General features: G+C 61.4%; 18 protein-coding genes and 1 pseudogene. 10 read left to right on the top strand and 9 right to left on the bottom strand.

Annotated features, from left to right (window positions below):
- Positions 1-503 precede the first annotated feature (503 nt).
- The 4 genes from IGS55_RS05075 to IGS55_RS05060 are packed head-to-tail and all read left to right on the top strand — an operon-like array spanning position 504 to position 2,117.
- The gene (locus tag IGS55_RS05075) at positions 504-875 is read left to right on the top strand and encodes a hypothetical protein (protein ID WP_034751548.1); all 372 of its coding nucleotides are present in this window, start codon (positions 504-506) and stop codon (positions 873-875) included.
- Positions 876-885: 10 nt separating this feature from the next.
- The gene (locus IGS55_RS05070; RefSeq protein WP_034751545.1) at positions 886-1,074 is read left to right on the top strand and encodes a DUF1653 domain-containing protein; all 189 of its coding nucleotides are present in this window, start codon (positions 886-888) and stop codon (positions 1,072-1,074) included.
- 33 nt (positions 1,075-1,107) lie between these two features.
- Positions 1,108-1,578, top strand: a complete 471-nt coding sequence (locus tag IGS55_RS05065; RefSeq protein ID WP_128140146.1) for a CreA family protein — start codon at positions 1,108-1,110, stop codon at positions 1,576-1,578.
- An 11-nt stretch (positions 1,579-1,589) separates the two neighbouring features.
- Entirely contained in the window at positions 1,590-2,117 is a 528-nt protein-coding gene (locus IGS55_RS05060; protein WP_230515338.1) for a hypothetical protein, read from the top strand.
- Positions 2,118-2,214: 97 nt separating this feature from the next.
- Here the strand turns inward: IGS55_RS05060 and IGS55_RS05055 are convergent, their stop codons facing one another.
- Positions 2,215-3,708, bottom strand: coding sequence for a leucyl aminopeptidase (locus tag IGS55_RS05055; protein WP_230515337.1), 1,494 nt, complete (start codon positions 3,706-3,708; stop codon positions 2,215-2,217).
- Positions 3,709-3,776: 68 nt separating this feature from the next.
- On the opposite strand from IGS55_RS05055, the gene lptF reads away from it, so the two are divergent.
- From lptF to IGS55_RS05035, 4 genes are read left to right on the top strand one after another with little or no spacing between them, the layout of a single operon-like run.
- On the top strand, positions 3,777-4,922 hold the full coding sequence (gene lptF / locus IGS55_RS05050) for an LPS export ABC transporter permease LptF (RefSeq protein WP_230515336.1): 1,146 nt from the start codon (positions 3,777-3,779) through the stop codon (positions 4,920-4,922).
- The gene (lptG, locus tag IGS55_RS05045) at positions 4,919-6,088 is read left to right on the top strand and encodes an LPS export ABC transporter permease LptG (RefSeq protein WP_152251680.1); all 1,170 of its coding nucleotides are present in this window, start codon (positions 4,919-4,921) and stop codon (positions 6,086-6,088) included. The genes lptF and lptG overlap by 4 nt, the downstream gene beginning before the upstream one ends.
- Positions 6,088-6,495 carry a sirohydrochlorin chelatase gene (locus IGS55_RS05040; protein ID WP_230515335.1) on the top strand — a complete coding sequence of 136 codons (408 nt, stop codon included), beginning with the start codon at positions 6,088-6,090 and terminating at the stop codon, positions 6,493-6,495. The genes lptG and IGS55_RS05040 overlap by 1 nt, the downstream gene beginning before the upstream one ends.
- Positions 6,492-7,460 (top strand): Stealth CR1 domain-containing protein, encoded by a 969-nt coding sequence (locus IGS55_RS05035; RefSeq protein ID WP_230515334.1) that lies wholly within the window; start codon positions 6,492-6,494, stop codon positions 7,458-7,460. The genes IGS55_RS05040 and IGS55_RS05035 overlap by 4 nt, the downstream gene beginning before the upstream one ends.
- On the opposite strand, the gene IGS55_RS05030 is transcribed toward IGS55_RS05035, so the two are convergent.
- The 8 genes and pseudogenes from IGS55_RS05030 to IGS55_RS04995 form a co-directional block, all read right to left on the bottom strand.
- Positions 7,457-8,107 carry a hypothetical protein gene (locus IGS55_RS05030; RefSeq protein WP_230515333.1) on the bottom strand — a complete coding sequence of 217 codons (651 nt, stop codon included), beginning with the start codon at positions 8,105-8,107 and terminating at the stop codon, positions 7,457-7,459. The two genes, IGS55_RS05035 and IGS55_RS05030, sit on opposite strands and share 4 nt — an antisense overlap.
- Positions 8,108-8,352: 245 nt before the next feature.
- Positions 8,353-9,117 carry a uroporphyrinogen-III C-methyltransferase gene (gene cobA, locus IGS55_RS05025; protein ID WP_230515332.1) on the bottom strand — a complete coding sequence of 255 codons (765 nt, stop codon included), beginning with the start codon at positions 9,115-9,117 and terminating at the stop codon, positions 8,353-8,355.
- A gap of 28 nt (positions 9,118-9,145) precedes the next feature.
- Complete coding sequence (locus IGS55_RS05020; protein WP_230515331.1) at positions 9,146-10,462, bottom strand: sulfate adenylyltransferase subunit 1; 1,317 nt, start codon at positions 10,460-10,462, stop codon at positions 9,146-9,148.
- Positions 10,462-11,379, bottom strand: a pseudogene (cysD, locus tag IGS55_RS05015) (sulfate adenylyltransferase subunit CysD); the annotation flags it as partial. The pseudogene cysD and the gene IGS55_RS05020, both read right to left, overlap by 1 nt.
- A gap of 33 nt (positions 11,380-11,412) precedes the next feature.
- Complete coding sequence (locus IGS55_RS05010) at positions 11,413-12,129, bottom strand: phosphoadenylyl-sulfate reductase (RefSeq protein ID WP_035825926.1); 717 nt, start codon at positions 12,127-12,129, stop codon at positions 11,413-11,415.
- Between the two features lie 9 nt (positions 12,130-12,138).
- Positions 12,139-12,699, bottom strand: coding sequence for a DUF934 domain-containing protein (locus IGS55_RS05005; RefSeq protein WP_230515329.1), 561 nt, complete (start codon positions 12,697-12,699; stop codon positions 12,139-12,141).
- Positions 12,692-14,380, bottom strand: coding sequence for a nitrite/sulfite reductase (locus tag IGS55_RS05000; protein WP_230515328.1), 1,689 nt, complete (start codon positions 14,378-14,380; stop codon positions 12,692-12,694). Before IGS55_RS05000 ends, IGS55_RS05005 begins: the two co-directional genes overlap by 8 nt.
- An 81-nt stretch (positions 14,381-14,461) precedes the next feature.
- Complete coding sequence (locus IGS55_RS04995) at positions 14,462-15,235, bottom strand: sulfite exporter TauE/SafE family protein (RefSeq protein ID WP_034751508.1); 774 nt, start codon at positions 15,233-15,235, stop codon at positions 14,462-14,464.
- Positions 15,236-15,395: 160 nt separating this feature from the next.
- On the opposite strand from IGS55_RS04995, the gene IGS55_RS04990 reads away from it, so the two are divergent.
- Positions 15,396-16,337: a CysB family HTH-type transcriptional regulator gene (locus IGS55_RS04990; RefSeq protein WP_034751505.1), complete on the top strand. Its 942-nt coding sequence runs from the start codon at positions 15,396-15,398 to the stop codon at positions 16,335-16,337.
- Between the two features lie 62 nt (positions 16,338-16,399).
- Positions 16,400-17,050, top strand: a complete 651-nt coding sequence (locus tag IGS55_RS04985; RefSeq protein WP_230515327.1) for a class I SAM-dependent methyltransferase — start codon at positions 16,400-16,402, stop codon at positions 17,048-17,050.
- The last annotated feature ends 101 nt before the right edge of the window (positions 17,051-17,151 follow it).

Here is a 17,151-nt window from a genome sequence, read left to right as displayed (position 1 = left end):
CTGTCGCGCTTGCCAGGCATGGCTTTATTTACTGGCAGGAAAAAAGGGGGGGCAATAAAGTATTTGTATTTAACCAATCGTGGCGCATGAATATTATGTTTTTGTGTATCATTGATCAACCCCTATGTTTGATTTGGCATAAGTGGCTGGCGCGGCAGGCTGCGTCTCGCCATTTAGCGCGACAAAGGTGTAAAGTTTCTCGCTAAAACGCGATAAAAACTACTAAAATGGCACAATGTAACAACTGTGTCATACGGCTTTGTTACAGCCCAGTTAAGAACCGAACAGGAAGCAGTTGTAATTAGTTGTAATTGCTATTCCGATTACATGACCACTGTGCCCGGGGATGGAGTGTCAATTCCATCCCGGGCGCCGCCAGACTTGTTATATAAATTGCAGTACTGTATCTATGAGACTGTTTTGCGACATCAATAGATGGTACTATTTTGAAATGTTGCAGTTTTAATAGTGAGACTTGCGCGTAGCATTTGCAAAGGAAGAAAATGCGAACTGCATTTGAAGCGTGGGCGCAGCGTGACGGCCACATTGTGCGGCGAAGAGAAGACAAACCGGATGAGTACCTGATTTTCGAGACCCAGCGCCGCTGGGTTATCTGGCAGGCAGCTCTGACGCATGGCAAGACGGCTGCCAAGCCGCGCGTGAGCGCGGCCGAAAAGGCGGCGAAAGCCCAGCGCGCGCTGGAAATGTCCTCCGATGAAGCGACCGTGCGCAACAAGGTGCTCAATGAGGTGCTCGATGCCTTCAGCGGCGCCGATGGCGCGGCCGGCATGGAAGGCATACTGAAAGTGATCCAGGGCCTGAAGCAGAAGCAGAAGGCGCTGGCCGACGACAAGAGCGAAGATTCAACGGCTTGAGGGGACGGCGATGCGTTATCGGCACTACAAGGGCGGCATTTACGAACTGGTGTGCGAAGCCACGCTGGAAGCGGATCTGACGCCGATGATCGTCTATCGCGCCGAGGACGGTTCCATCTGGACCCGTCCGAAAGACGTGTTTTTTCAACTGATCGAAGTCGAAGGCGTCATGGTCCAGCGTTTCGCTCCCATCAACTGATGGCCGCCCGCGTGCGTGCCCGGGATTTTCTTCATGCGTAAATTGCTGCCTGCCGCTTTGGTGCTGGGCTTTGCCTGCGCCGCGGCACAGGCCGAAACCATCGGTTCGGTCGACACGGTGTTCAAGCTGATCGGCCCTGACCACAAGATCGTCGTCGAAGCGTATGACGATCCGCGCGTCGCCGGTGTCAGCTGCTATCTGTCGCGCGCCAAGACCGGGGGGCTGAAGGGCGCCGTCGGCCTGGCCGAAGACAAGGCCGATGCGTCCGTGGCCTGCCGCCAGGTGGGGCCGCTGCAATTCAAGGGCAAGCTGCCGCGCCAGGAAGAAGTGTTTACCGAGCGTGCCTCGATCTTCTTCAAGCATGTGCGCGTCGTGCGCATGGTCGACAGCAAGCGCAATGCGCTCGTCTACCTCGTGTATTCCGACCGCCTGATCGAGGGCAGTCCGAAAAACAGCGTCACCGCCGTCGCCGTGCCCGGCGACCAGCCGATTCCCGTTCGTTAAGCGAGCTACCCATGCGCATGCCATCGTCTGTAGCCCTTGCCGCCAGGACGCTGCTGCTGTTTGGTCTGGGCGGCTGCGCCACGTTGACGGGCAACACCGAGCAGATGGTGCTGGTGCAAACCATCCAGGACAACCGCGAGCTGACCGGTGCCGGCTGCATCCTCAGCAACGACGTGGGCAAGTGGTTCGTCACCACGCCCGGACGCATCACCATCCGCAAGAGCCAGGAACCGTTGAAGGTCGATTGCCGCAAGCATGGCTCTCCCGCCATCGCGACGGACGACCATATCGACCCCAAGCTCAATGGCAGCGTCTGGGGCAATGTCATCCTGACCCTGGGCGTCGGCTATTTCGTCGACCGCAACACGGGCGCCGGCTTCGACTACCCGTCGATTCTGACCATCGTCATGCAAGACCCGGCGCGTTTGGCGCCGCCGCCCGCACCCGTCGCCGCGAAGCCGCCGCCGGCCGCCGTGCCGGAAAAGGTGGTGCAGCCGAAGGTGGTGCCGTCGCCGTTGCCCAATCCCGTCGTCTACTGATTCAAATACACATAAAAAAGCCGCCAGGGGCAGTTGACCATGGCGGCTTTTTTGCGTCGTCTTGCCAGCAGCTTGGCGCTGCCGGCAAGGCGTCAACTTAGACCCGGTTGATCAGGAAGGTCGTCAGCAAAGGTACTGGACGGCCGGTCGCGCCTTTTGCGCCGCCCGATTTCCATGCCGTGCCGGCGATGTCCAGATGCGCCCAGGTGTACTTCTTGGTGAAGTTTTCCAGGAAGGCCGCTGCCGTCACCGAACCGCCGCCTGGCGTGCCGATGTTGGCCAGGTCGGCGAAGTTCGACTTCAGCTGCTCGTTGTACGCCTCTTCGATCGGCATGCGCCATGCCGTGTCGCTCGACTGCTTGCCCGCTGCCAGCAGTTCATTGGCCAGCTGGTCATGCGCCGCATCGCTGCGCGTAAACAGGCCGCTGTTGTGGTGGCCCAGGGCCACGACGCAAGCGCCCGTCAGGGTGGCGATATCGACGACGGCTGCCGGCTTGAAGCGTTCGGCGTAGGTCAGCGCGTCGCACAGCACCAGGCGGCCTTCGGCATCCGTGTTCAGCACTTCGATGGTCAGGCCGTTCATGGAGGTGACGATGTCGCCCGGCTTGGTGGCGCGGCCCGATGGCATGTTTTCACACGCGGCGATGACGCCGATGACGTTCAGCTTCAGGTTCATTTCGCCGATGGCGCGGAAGGTGCCAAGCACCGAGGCGGCGCCGCACATGTCGTACTTCATTTCATCCATGCCAGGACCGGCCTTGATCGAAATACCGCCCGTGTCGAAGGTGATGCCCTTGCCGACCAGGACGACCGGCGCATCCTTGGCCTTGCCGCCCATGTGCTTCAGTACGATGAATTTCGGCGGCTGCTCGCTGCCGTTGGTGACGGACAGGAAGCTGCCCATCTTCAGCGCTTCGAGCTGTTTGCGGTCCAGTACTTCGACTTCGAACTTGTAATCCTTGGCCAGCTGCTTGGCCGTGTTGGCCAGGTAGGTCGGGTTGGCGATGTTCGCAGGCAGGTCGCCCAGGTTGCGCGTCAGGTTGGAGCCGTTGGCGATGGCGATGGCTTGCGCCAGCGCGCCGCGCGTGGCGCTTGTCGCTGGCGCTGCCAGGACGATCTTGCGCACGCCTGCCGGCGCCGGATCTTTTTTGCTTTTTTGCGAGTCGCAGCGGTATTCGCTGTCGTGGGCTGCTTGCACCACGCAACGGATTGCCCAATTTACGTCGCGCTCTTTCACTTCAGCCAGCGGTAGTGCGATAATGGCGTCCGCAGTGCCCAGCGAGCCGAAGGCCTTCAGTGCGGCTTGTACGCCGGTTGTGAAGCTTTTTTCGCTGACAGTGTCATCGCTGCCCATGCCTACCAACAGAACACGTTCGGCGGCGACGCCATCGACTGCGCGCAGCAGCAAGGTGCTGCCAGGCTTGCCGCTGATGTCGCCGGACTTCAGCGCAGCGGAAATCGCACCTTTGCTGTCCAGCGATTTTGCCGCTGGCGACAGTTTTTTGTTTTCGAATACCGCAACCGCGATGCATCCGCTTTTGGCCGTGCCGAGGGTGCTCTTGGTATCGAATGCTTTTATGCTAAAGTCCATTTGGTTCTCCGTTTTCATTTTACTAGTAACGTGTTACTCAACTAACTGATCCGAATTATAAACTCCGAATGATCTTTCAACGCGCCCTTCGACGTGAATTGGCTAGTGCCGCCGGGGCCACCTTCACAGTTTTGTTCAGCATCCTGCTCACCTGGATGCTGATTGGTATTCTCGGCAAGGCGGCGGGCGGCAAGATCGCGTCGTCCGACGTCATGTCGCTGATGGTTTTTTCCGCCCTGATGCAGCTGCCCACCATCATCATCCTCACCGGATTCATTTCGGTGCTGATGGTCGTCACGCGCAGCTACAAGGAGTCGGAGATGGTCGTGTGGTTCGCCTCCGGCCTGAGCCTGTCGCGCTGGATCTGGCCCGTGCTCAGTTTCGGCTTGCCGCTGGTGCTGGCCACGGGCGTCCTGAGCCTGTACGCCACGCCGTGGGCGCAAAAGAAAAGCGATGAATATGTGGTGCGCTTTGAAAAGCGCGAAGACCTGCAGAAAGTCACGCCGGGCCAGTTCCGCGAATCGGCCGGCAGCAACCGCATCTTCTTCGTCGAGGGCGTCAGCGGCGAAAAGAACGTGGTGCAGAACGTCTTCGTCAATACAGTCGATGAAAAAGGCAGCGCGGTCGTCGTCGTCGCCAAGGAAGGCGTGATCAATACCGACGCCAAGGGCGAACGCTTCCTCGTGCTCAAGAGCGGCCGCCGCTACCAGGGCGTGCCGACGCAGGCGGACTTCCAGACCATGGAATTCGAACAGTACATCATGCGCATCGAGAGCAAGCAGCAGGAGATGGGCGCGGACCTGGGCGTGCGCGCCATGAGCACCATGGCGCTGGTCGAGGCGAACAACCAGTTCACCATGGCCGAATTGCTGTGGCGGGTCAGCGCGCCCCTGATCGGCCTGATGCTGATCCTGCTGGCCATTCCGCTGGGCTTTGTCAATCCGCGCGCCGGCAGTTCGGCCAATCTGATTATCGCGCTGCTGATTTTCTTTACGTACAGCAACCTGATCAAGGTCATCGAAGCGAGCGTGAAGCAGGGCCGCCTGACCTTCGGCCTGGCCTGGTGGCCGCTGCACCTGCTGGCGGCGCTGGCCGTGGTGCTGCTGTTTGCGTGGCGCCTGAATGTGAACCACCGCTATCATCCGCTGGTCCTGCTGGCGGCTTTCAAGCGCGCGCGCCGCGCCGGCAATATAAGTAAAGCGGTACCGAAATGAAGATTTTACAGCGCTATTTTGCGGTCTCGATATTCCAGGCGGTGCTGTTCGTGCTGCTGGCCTTTTTGGCACTGCAAGCCTTCATCGACCTGACGGGCGAGCTGCCCAAGGTGGGCCGCAACGGCTACACCATCCAGTATGCCTTCCTGTATGTGCTGGTGCTGGTGCCGGGGCACGTGTACGAGGTGATGCCGATCGCGGCGCTGATCGGCACCATCTACACGATGGCGCAGTTTGCCGCCAGTTCCGAATTCACCATCATGCGCGCATCGAGCATGTCGACGGCGATGGCGGCCGGTTTCCTGTTCCGCATCGGTATCGTCTTCGTCGTCATCACCTTTATCTTCGGCGAGTTGATCACGCCACGCACGGAACCGCTGGCCGAACGCCTCAAGCTGACCTCGCGCGGCGCGGCCGTGTCGAGCGAGTTTCGCTCTGGCCTGTGGACCAAGGACATGGTCAAGAGCGATGGCTTGACGGGCACCGTCACCGGCTCGCGCTTTTTCAATGTGGGCGAAGCGCGTCCGGACGGCCAGCTGAAAAACGTCAAGCTGTATGAATTCGACACCGATATGCGCTTGCGCACCCTGACCGTGGCCAAGGGGGCGACGTACCAGGGCAATAATATCTGGCGCCTGACCGATGTGACGGAAACCTCGTTCTCGAACAGCGCGGCCACGTCGCCCGGCTTCGAGCCGAAGCTGGCGAACTACTACGGGCAGGAAACGAGCCTGGTGCGCACGGTGCAAAGCGCCAGCAAGGACATGATGTCGGAAGTGACGCCGAAGATCCTGACGGTGTCGGCGTCCGATCCCGAGCGCATGTCGGCCAGCGAACTGGCCGTGTACACGCGCCACCTGGCCGAGAACAAGCAGGAAACCGAGCGTTTCCGCATCGCCTTCTGGAAAAAGCTGATCGATCCGCTGGCCATTTTCGTGCTGATGGCGCTGGCGCTGCCCTTCGCCTACATGCATACGCGCAGCGGCGGCATCAGCCTGAAGATCTTCATCGGCATCATGATCGGCGTGAGCTTCATGCTGGTCAACACCCTGTTCTCGCATCTTGGGCTGCTCAGCACCTGGCCGGCCTTCCTGACGGCGGTGGCGCCGAGTGCCCTGTATCTGCTGCTGGCGCTGGGCGCCCTGTGGTGGGTGGAGCGGCACTGATGGAGACGAACGTGAAACAGGCACTGATCTTGTTTGCCCATGGCGCGCGCGCCGCATCGTGGGCCGCGCCCTTCGAACGCCTGCGCGACCTGACCCAGGCGCGCATGCCAGGCAGCAGCGTGCACCTGGCCTTCCTGGAACTGATGACGCCACGCCTGCCCGAACTGGTGGCGACGCTGCTGGCCGAGCTGCCCGCCGGCGCCATCCTGGACGTCACCGTGGTGCCCGTGTTCCTGGGGCAGGGCGGGCATGTGCTGCGCGACTTGCCGCTGCTGCTGGAAGAACTGCGCCAGCAGCATCCGGCACTGCGCTTGAAGGTGGTCGAGGCGGTGGGCGAGAACGCCAGCGTGCTGGCCGCCATCGCCGATTATTGCGTGGCGGCGCCAGGCTCCAGCCCTATCCCTTGAGCGGCATCGACATCGTCTACCTGTGGGTAGACGGCGCCGATCCCGCTTGGCGCGCGCGCCGGCGGCGCGCCTATGCCGCCTGGGCGCAGGCGCATCCGGGACAGCTGGCCCTGCACGGCAACGTGGCGGGGCGCTACCGCGACAACGGCGAACTGCGCTACAACCTGCGCGCGCTCGAGCGCTTCTTCCCCGGCCACGGCCATGTCTACCTGCTGACGGACCGGCAAGTGCCGGCCTGGCTGTGCGCCTCACCGCGCCTGACGGTGATCGACCATGCGAGCTTGATGCCCGATGCATCCTTGCCCGTGTTCGACTCAGGCCATATCGAATCGTATCTGCACCATATTCCGGGCCTGTCCGAACGCTTCCTGTACCTGAACGACGACGTATTTTTCGGCGCGCCGTTCGAGCCCGCGTTCTGGTTCGGCGGGGAAGGCGACCGGCGTTTGAGTGTTTTCACGGAGAGCGCGCCACACGATGATCTGCAGGACTTGCGCGCCGACGTGGCGGCGCCAGTCAACTGCGCTACGCTGTCGCGGCAATGGCTGTCGGCGCAGTATGCGGAATACCTGCATGAACCGCGCCTGTATGCGCATGCGCCGCGGCCCATGCTGAAAAGCGCGCTGCATGCACTGGAAGGGCTGGCGCCGGCCATGTTTGCCGGCGTGCGCGCGACGGTGTTCCGCTCGTGGCAGGTGCCGGCATTGCTGCCCGATCTGGTGCCGCGCTGGATGGTGCATCAGGGATTCGCGCGCTCGCGCATGCTCGACCCGCTGCATATCGCCAGCGGCGATGTGGCGGCGCCGCGGCAGCTTGAGGAGCTGGCGGCGCGTTTCGGCAGCTTGCCGTTTTTCTGTATCAACGACACCTGCGACGAAGCCGACGACGACGACCCGCGCCTGCTGCGCGTGGCCGCTACCTTGCAGCGGCTGCTGCCGCTGCCATCCTCATTTGAAAGTGCTTAAGCCGTTTTTTTCTTCGGCGCCAGGCTGATGCGGGCGGCGGCCGTGCTGTCGGACAGCGCAGCGAGGAACAGCAGCAGATAGGCGCCCAGTTCGAAGACTTCCTCGCCCAGCAGCGCGTAGGCGTCGGGCATGCCATGGAAGACCTTCTTGTCGAAGGGCCAGCCGGCGGCCATCAGCAAGCCGCCGATGGCCGTCAGGATGGTGATGCGCATGCTGAAAATCAGGCCCGCATGGGCGAACACCTTGCGCGCGCGCGGCGCGAAGAAGATCAGCAAGCGTATCAGGATCAGTAACTCCACCACGCGCAGGGCTTTTTCCAGCTGCGCCCAGAAGGGCGCCGTGCCGAACTGGTCGATATCGAGTTCGCGCAGCAGGAAGCCGAACAGCAGCGCGCACAGGCCCGCATGCATGAGGAAGCGCAAGGACTGGCGGTCACTCTCTTGCCAGGCGCGCACGCCGTGCACGGTGCAAGCGAGGGCCAGGAACAGCGCCTGCAGCCATTCCAGCAAATGGTTTTCGTCGTCGATATTCGGAAACACCGTCCACAGGGCGATGGAGGCGAGCATGCTTAACAGCACAGCGCTGGCGACGCCGACATTGCTGCGGCTGAGCGAAGTCAGGGCTTCGCGCATGGAGGTGAAATTCATGTGTGGTCGTAAGGCTAAAGTTGCGCGGCGCGGTATTGCAGCCTGCGGGCGCAGCTTTTTTCGGGGAGATTGCCAGGGCTCCCGTCAGCCGGGAGGCCGCATGGCAAGCGCTATGGCGGAGCGAAGCGTGAATTTATTGCTATCACACAACAACTTCTCGAGAAAAGATGCGTGAGCATCGTATCATGTTTCCTCTGAAGATGTCGGTTACTGACTTTAAAGTCGGTAAAAGACGCTGTGTTTATTCAAGCATGGCGCGCCAGAATGGCGGCCGTTTCTTCGATGGCCTGGTGCGCGCGCGCGGCCATGGCGTCGCCCAGCATCACCAGCACGGGACCGTGGTTGTCGCCCAGGCCATGCGCCAGCGCGCTCAGCGTCAGGCGCACGATACGCTGGTCCGGCCGGCTGCAGTTTTCAATCACCACCACCGGTGTGTCGGCACGGCGGCCCTGGGCCAGCAGGCGCTGGGCCGTGGCGATCGCTTCGCGGCCGCCCATGTATTGCACCAGGGTGTCGCAGTCGGGAATGCGCGTCTGGTCCGGTTCGCCCGGCGCCGTGCTGGACGTGAAAAAGGCCACGCTGCGCGACACGCCCCGTTTGGTCAGCGGCTGCTGTGTAGCGGCCGCGGCCGCCAGGGCCGTGGTAATGCCGGGCACCACTTCGACGGCGATGCCCGCTTCTTCCAGCGCGCGCAATTCCTCGTCGGCGCGGCCGAACAGCATGGGGTCGCCCCCTTTCAGGCGCACGACGACGGCGTGCTTGCGCGCATTGTCGACCAGTTGCTTGTTGATGAACGCCTGCGCCGTCGACAACTGGCCGCAGCGCTTGCCGACCAGAATCTTTTGCGCTTGCGGGCACAGCTCCAGCATCTCTTCGGTGACCAGCGCGTCGTGCAGCACGACGTCCGCTTGCGCCAGCAGGCGCGCGCCGCGCAAGGTCATCAGGTCTTGCGCGCCGGGGCCGGCGCCGATCAGATAGACCTTGCCGGGGAGAGATGGGGAGCTGTTCATGTGGCTGCCTTTCCTGGACGATACGGGATTAGAGCCGAACCATGCCGGCCGCGACGGTCTGGTGGGTGACTTCATCGATCAGGATGAAGGCGCCGGTGGCGCGGATATCGGCATACGCGTCGGCCGCCAGCGCCTGCTGCACGTTCAGGCTGATGCGGGCGATGTCGTTCAGTTTCAAGCCTTCGGCCGGATGGCGCTGCTGCGTATTGATGTCGAGGATCGATTTGATCGCCGTCACCTTGGCCGCCGTCTGCTTGGTGCCGTGCTTGATCCAGTACTTGCGGCGCAAGTCGAGCGCGTCTTCCGACAGCCAGCACACGTCGGCCACCACTTGTTTCAGCAGGGTGGCAGGGCGCTCGCTGCTCGCCAGCAAGTCGCCGCGCGAGATATCGAGGTACTCATTGAGCAGCAGGGTCACGGACTGGCCCACCACGGCCGTTGGCAGCGAACCGTCCAGGGTGACGATATCCTTGACGGTTGCCGTCTGGCCCGATGGCTGCACCACGAGGGTGTCGCCGATGCTGACCTTACCCGCCTCGATGCGGCCCATGTAGCCGCGGAAGTCGTTTGCTTCGTGGCCGTTGTGGCGCGCCACCAGCTGCACCGGGAAGCGGAAGGGCGTGTCGTGCGATTCGTCGTAGACGGACAGCGATTCGAGCAGCTCGATCAAGGTCGGGCCCGTGTACCAGCCCAGCTTGTCGCCGCGCTCGACGACGTTGTCGCCGGTGAGTGCCGACAGCGGGATCGGCGTGATGTCCTTCAAGCCCAGCGACTGGGCGAATTCGCGGTAGGCGGCCACGATGCGGTTGTACACCGTTTCATCGTAGTCGACGAGGTCCATCTTGTTGACGGCCACGACCACGTGCTCGATCTGCAGCAAATGGGCAATCGTCGAGTGGCGCTTGGTCTGGATCAGCAATTCCACGCTGCCGTCGTCGCCCAGCTTCACTTTCGACACGTCGATCAGGATGATGACGGCATCGGCGGTGGACGCGCCCGTGACCATGTTGCGCGTGTATTGCTCGTGGCCCGGCGTGTCGGCGATGATGAACTTGCGTTTCGGCGTGGCAAAGTAGCGGTAGGCCACGTCGATGGTGATGCCTTGCTCGCGTTCCGCTTCCAGGCCGTCCGTCAGCAAGGACAGGTCGACCGTGTCGCCCACCGTGCGCTTGTGCTTGGAGCGCGACATGGCGTCGAGCTGGTCGGCGAAGATGCCCTTGCTGTCGAACAGCAAACGGCCGATCAGCGTGCTCTTGCCGTCATCGACGGAACCGGCCGTGATGAAGCGCAGCATGCCGCGCTCCAGGCTGTCGGTGAGGTTGGTGTTCTGGATTGCTGCGTTCATTAGAAATACCCTGCTTTCTTGCGTTTTTCCATCGAGGCTTCGGAAGTCTGGTCATCCATGCGGGTGGCGCCCCGCTCCGTGATTTGCGTGATTGCCGTCTCGGCGATGATGGCATCGACCGTCGCCGCGTCCGACGACACGGGGCAGGTGCACGAGATATCGCCCACCGTGCGGAAGCGCACGACTTGCGTTTCGACCGTCTCGCCTTCGCGCGGCGGCGTCAGATCCGTCAGCGGCACCAGCAGCCCGTTGCGCGGGATCACCTGGCGCTCGTGCGCGAAGTAGATCGGTGGCAATTCGAGTTGTTCGCGGGCGATGTATTGCCACACGTCCAGCTCGGTCCAGTTCGAGATGGGGAAGACGCGCATGTTTTCACCGGGATGGACGCGGGTGTTATACAGGTCCCACAATTCCGGACGCTGGGCTTTCGGGTCCCAGGCGCCGAATTCGTCGCGGAACGAAAAGATGCGTTCCTTGGCGCGGGCCTTTTCTTCATCGCGGCGCGCGCCGCCGATGCAGGCGTCAAAACCGTGTTCGGCGATGGTTTCCAGCAAGGTCACGGCCTGGGCCGCATTGCGCGAATCCGTGGCCGGGTTGCGCAGGCGCACGGTGCCGCGCTGGATCGAGTCTTCCACGGAGCCGACCATCAGGCGTTCGCCCAGTTCGGCCACTTTCTTGTCGCGGAAAGTGATGACTTCCGGGAAGTTGTGGCCCGTGTCGATGTGCACGAGGGGGAATGGAAACTTGCCTGGGCGGAAGGCTTTTTCGGCCAGGCGCAGCAGGACGACGGAATCCTTGCCGCCGGAAAACAGCAGCGCAGGGTTGGCCGATTCAGCCGCCACTTCGCGCATGATGTGGATGGCTTCCGATTCAAGGCTGTCGAGGTGACGCTGGTTCAAAATATTGCTCATATGGGTGCTTTCTTGTTCTGCTGAGTCTGTTGTGTCTGTTCAGGCTGCCACGGATTTGATGCGTATCAGTTTGCCGTCCACCATGTGCAGGCCACATTCCTTGGAGTCGGGGTTTTCCCACCACCAGCGTCCGGCGCGCACATCTTCACCGGGCTGCACGGCGCGCGTGCACGGTTCGCAGCCGATCGATGGGTAACCCTGGTCGTGCAGCGCATTGTACGGCACGTCGTTGGCGCGGATGTAGGCCCACACGTCTTCTTCCGACCAGTCCGCCAGCGGATTGAATTTCGTCATCGCGTGCGCCGCGTCGTCTTCCTGCACGTGCAATTCGGCGCGCGTGGTGGACTGCGCGCGGCGCTGTCCCGTGACCCAGGCCTTGTTGCCGGCCAGGGCGCGGCCCAGCGGCTCGACCTTGCGGATGCGGCAGCATTCGCGGCGCATCTCGACACTGTTGTAGAACGCGTTCAGGCCGTTCTGTTCCACGTAAGCGGCCACGGCTTCCGGCTGCGGGCGGTACAGGGTGATGTCGTGGTCGTAGCGGGTTTTCACCTTGTCGAGCACGGCCAGGGTTTCCTGGTGCAAGCGGCCTGTTTCCAGGGAAAAGATTCCGATGGGCAGCTTCGCCTTGAGTATCATGTCGGTCAGCACCATGTCTTCGGCTGCCAGGCTGGACGCGAACACGGCCGGCGAAAAATCCGCGGCGATACGTGTCAGCGTTTGCTCGGTGGCGTCAATCAAAGAAGTCAAATCGCTCATGATTGGTCCTCAGATGCCGGCCGCGTTGTCGAGGTCAGGATTCTGGCCTTCGCGCTGGTGGCGGCGGAACAGCGGCGATTTTTGATCCCACGACGCCTGGTAGGTTTCCGAAAAGACCGATAAACCTTTCAGGGCCTCATGGATGCTGCGGTCGGGGCGTGTCGCATACGCGTCAAAGCCGACCCGGTGCATGGAAAACAGCTGGTCGCGCAGCACGTCGCCAATCGCCCGTAATTCACCCTGGAAACCCAGGCGGGCGCGCAGGTTGAACGCGATGGAATAGCCGCGGCCATCCGTGAATTTCGGGAAGTCCACGCCGATGACGGGCAGCTGCGCCACGTCGGCCGCCAGTTCTTCCGGGCGCTCGTCGCTGGCCAGCCATACGCCGATGTCGGGCAGGCGGGCGGCCAGGGTTTCGCGCTGGGCTTGCCATACGAGCAGCGGCACGATGACCTTGCCGGCTGGCACGACGACCGTTTCCGGCGTGTCGTTTTCATCGAGGCGCAGCAAGCCCCAGGTATTCGGCACCACGGCGGCGTTCTTGATGATTTCTTCGCGTACTTCAAACATATTCGTCTTCTCCCACCAGGTTGCCGACCGTGATCGGCGTTGCATATACGTGTTCCTTGAACGGCGCCAGGCCCAGGCGCTGGGCCGTGTCGACGAAGCGCTCGCCTTCGTGGCGGTCGCGCACGTAGACGTGCAGCAGGCGGCCGATGACTTCAGGCATCTGCAGGGAAGAGAACGATGGTCCGATGATCTTGCCGATGGCCGCGTTGTTGCCTTGCGCGCCGCCTATCGACACTTGATACCATTCGCTGCCATCCTTGTCGACGCCGAGGATGCCGATGCTGCCCACGTGATGGTGGCCGCAGGCATTGATGCAGCCGGAAATATTCAGTTCGATCTCGCCGATGTCGTGCTGGAAGTCGATGCTGTCGAAACGTTCCGCGATGGCGGCAGCGATCGGCAGCGACTTGGCGTTCGCCAGCGAGCAGAAATCGCCACCGGGACAGCAGATCATGTCCGTCAGCAAGCCGATGTTCGGCGTGGCCAGGCCGTGCGCCTTGGCTTCCTGCCACAGCGTGAACAGTTTCGATTGCTCGACGTCGGCCAGCACCAGGTTTTGCTCATGCGTCACGCGCAGTTCGCCAAAGCTGTAGCGGTCGGCCAGGTCGGCCACGAAGTCGATCTGCTCGGCCGTCGCGTCGCCGGGCGGCACGCCCGTTTTCTTCAGGGACAGCACGACGGCCACATAGCCGGGGCGCTGGTGCGGCTTGACGTTGCGCGCCAGCCAGTTCACATAGGCCTTGTTGTCCGCGTGCTCGGCTTTGTAGTCGAGTTCCGGCAGGGCCAGGTAGGCGGGCGGATTGAAGAAGTCCGCCACGCGCTGCATTTCCTCGGCCGTCAGGGTTTCCGGGCCGTCTTTCAAGTCGACCCACTCTGCTTCCACCTGGCGCGTGAATTCTTCCACGCCAATGGCTTTCAGCAAAATCTTGATGCGCGCCTTGTATTTGTTGTCGCGGCGGCCGTGCAAGTTGTACACGCGCATGATGGCCTGGATGTAGGTCAGCAAGTGCTGCCACGGCAGGAAGTCGCGCACGACGCTGCCCAAAATCGGCGTGCGGCCCATGCCGCCACCGGCCATGACCTTGAAGCCCACTTCACCAGCCGCGTTGCGCACGGCGGTCAAGCCGATATCGTGCACGGCGATGGCGGCGCGGTCTTCCTCGGCACCATTGATGGCGACCTTGAATTTACGCGGCAGGGCAATGAACTCGGGGTGGAAGGTGCTCCACTGGCGCAATACTTCCGCGTAAGGGCGCGGATCGATGATTTCATCGGCCGCGACGCCGGCGAACGGGTCCGATGTTGTATTACGGATACAGTTGCCCGACGTCTGGATCGCATGCATTTCCACGGAAGCGAGGTCCGTCAGGATATCGGGCGTCTGTTCCAGCTCAATCCAGTTGAACTGGATGTTCTGGCGCGTCGTGAAGTGGCCATAGCCGCGGTCGTACTTGCGCGCGATGTGGGCGAACATGCGCATCTGCTTAGCAGAAAGCAAGCCGTACGGCACGGCGATGCGCAGCATGTAGGCGTGGCGTTGCATGTACAGGCCGTTTTGCAGGCGCAGCGGAATGAATTCCTCTTCCGTCAGTTCATTGGCGATACGGCGCGCAACCTGGTCTCGGTACTGGGCGATGCGCTCTTTGATGATGAGGTGGTCGTACTGATCGTAATGGTACATATCAATTCCTAAAAAAGCCGGGGTGCTGGAAGATTGCCTGGGATTATGTTCTTGATACTGCTCTTGTCACTTGTTCGGTAATTAATAGATTAGCTTCACTGCCACGCCGGTCAAGGTCATCGCCAGCAGCACTCGTAAAAACTTTTCCGGCACGGAGCGGGCGACCCAGGAACCGAGCGTAATGCCGGGCAGGGAGCCGACCAACAAGGAGGCCAGCAATTCCCAGTGGATGGAACCGAGCCACCAGTGGCCCAGGGCGGCGATGGCCGTCAGGGGCACGGCATAGGCGATATCGGTGCCCGCCACTTCGGCCGAGCTCATGCGTGGATACAGCATCACCAGCAGGGTCGCGCCGATGGCGCCGGCGCCGATCGACGAGACCGTTACCAGCACGCCCAGCACGGCGCCGGCAATGATGGTCGCGGCGGCAAGCTTGTTGCCTTGTAATTGTTTCTCGGGGTGGGCATTGATCCAGGCCAGCATGCGGCCCTTGAAAATCAGTGCCACGACGGTCAGCAGCACGGAGCCGGCGATCGAGTAGCGGATGATCTGGCCGATTTCCGGCGACAGGGTGCCGAACGATTTGAGCGCCAGGGTCGCGATGACGGCGGCGGGCAGGGCGCCGATGCACAGGCGCTTGACGATATCCCAGCGGATGGTGCCGCGCAGGCGGTGCGTCAGCGTGCCGGCGCTCTTGGTGATCGAGGCAAACGCCAGGTCGGTACCGACGGCCACGGAAGGCGGTACGCCAAACAGCAGGGTTAACAGCGGCGTCATCAGCGAGCCGCCGCCCACGCCGGTCATTCCTACGAGTAATCCTACGGCAAATCCTGAGACTATATAAGACAAAGTCATGCTTGCACCCCCAAAGTACCCGCAATAGTAATAAACTTAGTGTTTATTCCAAACTACTAAGTACGCATTTGCTTATATGCGATATGCGTATATGCATGAACGCAAAATCATGGGTGGGGCGGAAACTCGGCAAATCACGGCAATCTAGGGCAAACCAGCAATGAATCTCCATCAACTGCGCTTCGTGCGCGAAGCGGTCCGGCAGAATTACAACCTGACGGACGCTGCCAAGGCCCTATTCACGTCGCAACCTGGCGTATCGAAAGCCATCATCGAGCTGGAGGAAGAGCTGGGAGTGGATATTTTCACGCGCCATGGCAAGCGCATCCGCGGCTTGACGGAGCCGGGCCGCCTGGTGCTCGAGTCGGTCGAGCTGATCATGCAGGAAATCGACAGCATGAAGCGCATCGGCAAGGAATTCGCGGCGCAGGACAGCGGCAGCTTTACCATCGCCACCACGCACACGCAGGCGCGCTACACTTTGCCCAAGGTCGTGCAAGCCTTCATGCTGAAGTTCCCGAAGGTCAGATTATCTTTGCTGCAAGGCAATCCTCGCCAGATCGCCGAGATGGTGCAGCGCGACCAGGCCGACCTGGCCATCGCCACGGAATCGATCGCGGCCATCGATGGCTTGATTACCTTGCCATGCTATCAATGGGAGCACGTGGTGGTGGTGCCCGTCGATCATCCGCTGCTCAAATCGAAGTCCGTGACCCTGGAAGAAATCGCCGCTTTCCCCCTGATTACCTATGACAGCGCGTTCGCCGGACGCAACAAGATCGACCACGCTTTCGTGCTGCGCGGCTTGAAACCGGACATCTTGCTCGAAGCCATCGATGCGGACGTGATCAAGACTTATGTCGAGTTGGGCATGGGGATTGGTATCATAGCGGGTATGGCCTTCGATGCCGAGCGCGACAAAGGCTTGCGCGCCATCCCTGTCGGCCATCTGTTCGGCATGAATGTGTCGCGCGTGGCCGTCAAGCAGGGCGCGTATTTGCGCAGCTATATCTATACCTTTATCGAGTTGCTGACGCCGACCCTGAACCGCAAGCTCATCGAGCAGGCGATGAGCGGTGATAAAGAGCACTACGAACTATAAACAATGCATGAAGCCGGCCGGGCGAGGTGCCTGGCCAAGATTATTTAAGAAGAGAAGAAACAATGATTACCGATCAGCTTGCCAAATATTACGCCACCATCGCGCAGCAGTACGAGCGCGTCTATGACAAGCCCGAACGCCAGGAAGACCTGGAAGTGTTGCGCGACAAGGTCGCCGACGTGCTGGAAGGCCACACCGTGCTGGAACTGGCTTGCGGCACCGGCTACTGGACGGAAGTGGTCGCCGAGTCGGCCGAGTCCGTGCTGGCCACCGATATCAACGATGAAATGCTGGCGCTGGCCCAATCGCGCGGCTTGCCCGACAATGTCACCTTCGCCAAGCTCGACGCCTTCAATTTGCCCGATGACTTGCTGGGCAAGTTCACGGCCGTGTTCGCCGGTTTCTGGTGGTCGCACGTCAAGCGCGAAGACCAGGACAAGTACCTGAAGCAATTGCGCACGAAACTGGGCAAGGACATCCTCCTGGTACTGATCGACAATTCCTATGTCGATGGCAGCAGCACCGTGATCGCGCGCACCGACCTGGAAGGCAATACCCACCAGTTCCGCACGACGGATGGGGGAGAGCGCTATGAAGTGCTGAAGAATTTCCCATCGGATAGCCACCTGCGCAAGAAGTTTGCCCACTCGGCCCGCGAAATCCGCATGAAGCGCCTGGAGTACTATTGGCTGCTGAGCTGCCGCCTGAAGTAAGGCTGATCTGTCTATATGGTAGCGGTAGATACTGTTATCCCCGTCAAGCGGCGTGCAAGGCCGGATCAAATATTTTTCCCGACCTGAGCACGCCGAATGCC

The organism is Janthinobacterium sp. EB271-G4-3-2, assembly GCF_020858035.1.
GTDB classification, from domain to species: Bacteria; Pseudomonadota; Gammaproteobacteria; order Burkholderiales; family Burkholderiaceae_D; genus Janthinobacterium; species Janthinobacterium aestuarii.
The sequence above is the reverse complement of the archived record's forward strand: the minus strand, read 5'-3'. Positions and strand labels throughout refer to the sequence as shown.